The organism is Dietzia natronolimnaea (assembly GCF_002289575.1).
In the GTDB taxonomy this organism is placed as follows: domain Bacteria; phylum Actinomycetota; class Actinomycetes; order Mycobacteriales; family Mycobacteriaceae; genus Dietzia; species Dietzia natronolimnaea_A.
The window spans coordinates 1-3646 of record NZ_NTGA01000065.1 but is presented as its reverse complement, the minus strand read 5'-3'; the positions used below and the strand labels follow the sequence as shown (position 1 = coordinate 3646).

General features: G+C 63.2%; 3 protein-coding genes. 2 read left to right on the top strand and 1 reads right to left on the bottom strand.

Going from position 1 to position 3646, the window contains the following annotated elements; all coding sequences use genetic code 11:
• The first annotated feature begins 213 nt into the window (after positions 1 to 213).
• Positions 214 to 1275: a BtrH N-terminal domain-containing protein gene (locus tag CEY15_RS17515; RefSeq protein WP_095719478.1), complete on the top strand. Its 1062-nt coding sequence runs from the start codon at positions 214 to 216 to the stop codon at positions 1273 to 1275.
• Between the two features lie 171 nt (positions 1276 to 1446).
• On the opposite strand, the gene CEY15_RS17510 is transcribed toward CEY15_RS17515, so the two are convergent.
• Positions 1447 to 2133: a TetR/AcrR family transcriptional regulator gene (locus CEY15_RS17510; RefSeq protein ID WP_037216855.1), complete on the bottom strand. Its 687-nt coding sequence runs from the start codon at positions 2131 to 2133 to the stop codon at positions 1447 to 1449.
• Between the two features lie 118 nt (positions 2134 to 2251).
• Here CEY15_RS17510 and CEY15_RS17505 point away from each other — a divergent pair.
• Positions 2252 to 3646 (top strand): MFS transporter (locus CEY15_RS17505; RefSeq protein WP_141244327.1); only part of this gene is annotated, 1395 nt, incomplete at its 3' end.

Below are 3646 nucleotides of genomic sequence, written 5' to 3'. Positions count from 1 at the left end.
ATGTTCAGCAAGCGAGCCATCACCCAGCAGCGTCCTTTCGTCCGGACCGATTTCGCCCATACGGGTTCTCCCGATTCCTTTCGCAATGGGTAAGCCAGTCCCGAGCGAGACTCGCACGGTCAGCGGCGGAGCCTCGACGAACGGCGCTGACATCCCACTGGCGCAGCAAGAGAGCCCGGTTCGTGCCCGCCTGCCGTTCAGAAAGGAACTCTGATGACTCGCCAGACGCTCATCGAGAACTATCCACATCGGGTCGGGGGGCACTGCGGCTCAGCCGCGATGCGAGACCTCCTGCACTGGCAAGGCCTCGGCTGGGAAGGACCGCCCGATGAAGGTCTCGTCTTCACCCTCGGGGGGTCACTTGGCCTGTCCTACTTGCGCTCGAGCGACCTCTTCCCGCCGCTTTATCTGGTAGGGAGAGACTCCGATTTCGAATTAAATCTCCCCCATCTACTGGGCGCACAGGTCCAAGTGCTCACGACCGACGATCCCCGAGAAGGATGGTCGTGGATTAGCCAGGAGGTCGATGCCGGAAGGCCAGCCCTGATATGGGGCGACATCGCGGAGTTGCCCTACCTGCGGGTTCGGCTCCAAATGAGTCGCCACGATATCGTGGTAATTGGTTACGACGAGGCGGAGAGGATCGCCTTCGTTGTTGACAACGACCGTGCCGAGGTCCAAAAGGTTCCGTTCGACGCTCTCGCTCGAGCACGGTCGTCGATGTCATTCCCACAACCGACACGTCACACCACGTACCGCATCGCCTGGCCGCATGAGTTACCAGACCTTGCGCAGGTTGCCGCAGCGGCTTTCCGTCAATCGGCAGCGAACATGCGCCACCCAACTCCGCCAGGAGTCGTTGATCTCACGACCGCGGTGAGCGGTTCCGAAGGCTTAGCAGCGGTCGCCCAGCTCGCCGCTGATGTCCGGACTTGGTCCCATCTACCGGCTGACGAACTCGAGATCCTCTTATTCAGCTTGAGCGCTTTCATCGAGAAGGCCGGCACCGGTGGCGGCCTGTTCCGAAAGCTGCTCGCTGACGGCTGCGCGGACGTGGCACGTTTGACCGGTGACCTCGCGACCGAAGATCTCGCCGTAGCCGCCAGACACTGTGCACAGACATGGACGGAGGCCGGCCGAGCCGGGATCGAGCACGAGGTCGATGTGCGTACTCGGCTGGAACGTGTGGCTTCGGCGGTTAGCCTCCTGCCCACGCTCGAGCTTCAACTGGCTGAAGCTCTGGAGTCAGCTTCGCGATCGCTTGCAGCAGCCTGACTAATCGGGAAGTCAAAACTGGACGGTAGAAGTTCCGGCCGCACTCAGACTGCAGCGGATGGCTCGCCGCCGCTCGCACCGAAACGACCGGGCTCTAGGGTTGCCTCGCCACCTCCCCGGCGACCTCGGCGATCGAGCGGTCACACCCATCCGACAAGAAGAAGCCCCGATTTAGCGAGATCCGCCGGCGCCAGGGCGGTTCAGGTCGTGGATGGACTCGGCCGGGATGGGTTCGCCTCCCTGCTTGCGGGCAGCAAGAAAATCATCAACGAGTTGCACGCATCCGTCGTGGTCGACGGTGCAGAGCCCAGTAAGGCGAGCGAACACGACGGGACCCAGGAGTTGAACGATCGCGAAGGTGGTGTCGACGTTGCCGAGCTGTGCTCGAACGTCAGGCTGTGTGAGGATGCGGTCAAAGGGCTGCCGGTATACCTCGATGACTCGACTACGCAGTGAGGTGATCGCGGCCGAATCGGCAGGATCGCCGCCGACTGATCCGATTGACAGCCAAGCCAGAGTCGTAATGTTCAGCGGCGCCTGGTCAATCAGGTCGGCTTGGGCCGTGAGAAGCGCGATGAGTTGGTCTCGTACCGACCCACTGTCGGCAGAGACCTCGACGCGAGGCAACAGCCGCTCGAAGGTCGCCGCAAGCAACTGGGCGGTCCCGCCGAAATGCCGATAGAGCGTGGCCCGCGCAACCTTTGACATTCGAGTGACCGCCTCGACGGTAACCGCCTCTACACCGCCAGTGCTCAGGAGATGCGTGGCAGCGTCGAGCAATCGTTTTCGTGAGCGCAGCAGTCGCGGATCGAGCTGATCGTCGTCCGTAGCGGGCCGGTCAGCACTCCAGTCGTTCACGCTCTCCCCCTTCGGCCGACGGTCACTTCTCGTCCAAGCTAACCTGTCCAACCAACCGAACACTGTGATACTACTTGTCTCAGACCAAGACCGATCATCTCACAGCAAGGGGCCGGCGATGCACTCACCGCAACAGACCATCACCGAGTCATCCCGGTGGACCCGAGCCGAATGGTGGATGCTCACGGTGTCGTGCCTAGCCGTGGCGTTGGTGGTCGCGGCCATGGCCGCGCTGTATTCGGCATTACCGGAGATTGCGGTAGAGACTGGAGCGACGCAAGCCCAGCTGACCTGGATCGTCGACGGCTACACGCTGGTACTGGCGTGCCTGGTCCTGCCCGCTGGAGCGATCGGTGACCGCTATGGCAGACGCGCAGTTCTCGTAATAGGCCTGGCGATATTCACCATGGCGTCCGCACTTCCCCTGCTGCTGTCTGACCCGGCCTGGTTGATCGCTGCGCGAGCGATTGCCGGGGCGGGCGCTGCACTGGTAATGCCCTCGACGCTCTCGATTCTGACTGCTGGTTTCGCCGCCGTTCATCGCGGCCGAGCAGTAGGTGTGTGGGCTGGAGTCGCCGGGTCCGGAGCAGTGTTAGGCATCCTCGGCGCCGGGGTGTTGCTTGAGCGCTGGTCGTGGGTGTCGGTATTTGTCGGACTGACCGCAGCGGGAGCCCTACTGGCCGCGCTGGCATGCACGATCGCTGAGTCCAGCCAGCATGATCACCCTCCCGTGGACTGGGTGGGCGCGGCGGCAGCTGCAGTCGCGGTTGCGGGAATCGTATTCGCCACGATCGAGTTTCCCGCGCGGGGCTGGGCCGACCCGATCGTTCTCGCCAGCGCCGGGGCCGGCATGTTGGCGACAGCCTTTTTTATCCTGATTGAGCTGCGATCCTCGGCCCCCTTGTTGGATGTTCGGTTGTTCGCCAAGCGCGGCTTCAGCGCCGGCTCGTTGTCGGTGGCCATCCAATTCTTGGTCACTTTCGGGGTATTCCTACTCCTGGTGCAGTACCTGCAACTGATCCTGGGATACGGACCGCTGGCCTCGGCGTTGGGATTGGTGCCGATGACGGTCCCCCTGATCGTGATCTCGGTGATCGCCCCCCGACTGTCACAGCGATTTGGACTACGAGTGATGACCGTCGCCGGTCTGGTGACCATCGCAGTTGGCCTGATGCTGGTCAGCCGGCTGACCGTCGACGCACGTTACCTCGACCTGCTATGGCCGCTGTTGATCATGAGCGCAGGGCTCGGACTATGCACAGCCCCGGCGACCTACGCGATCATCGCCGAAACTCCGGAGAGCAAACACGGGGTCGCCGCCGCAGTCAACGATGCGGCCCGCGAGATCGGCGCTGCGATGGGGATCGCAGTGGCCGGCAGTGTGCTGGCCGCCGGATACACCCGCCACATCCAACCCGCCCTGCCTCAGTTACCCGAACCTGCCCGCGGTCCGGTCTCCGACTCCCTGGCCGCCGCCCTAGATGTTCTGTCCACGCAGGTTGGGTACGCGGTG

What these genes read in the sequence shown, in the direction of transcription:
- CEY15_RS17515 (WP_095719478.1), top strand. Translation starts at nt 214, where the DNA reads ATGACTCGCCAGACGCTCATCGAGAACTATCCACATCGGGTCGGGGGG.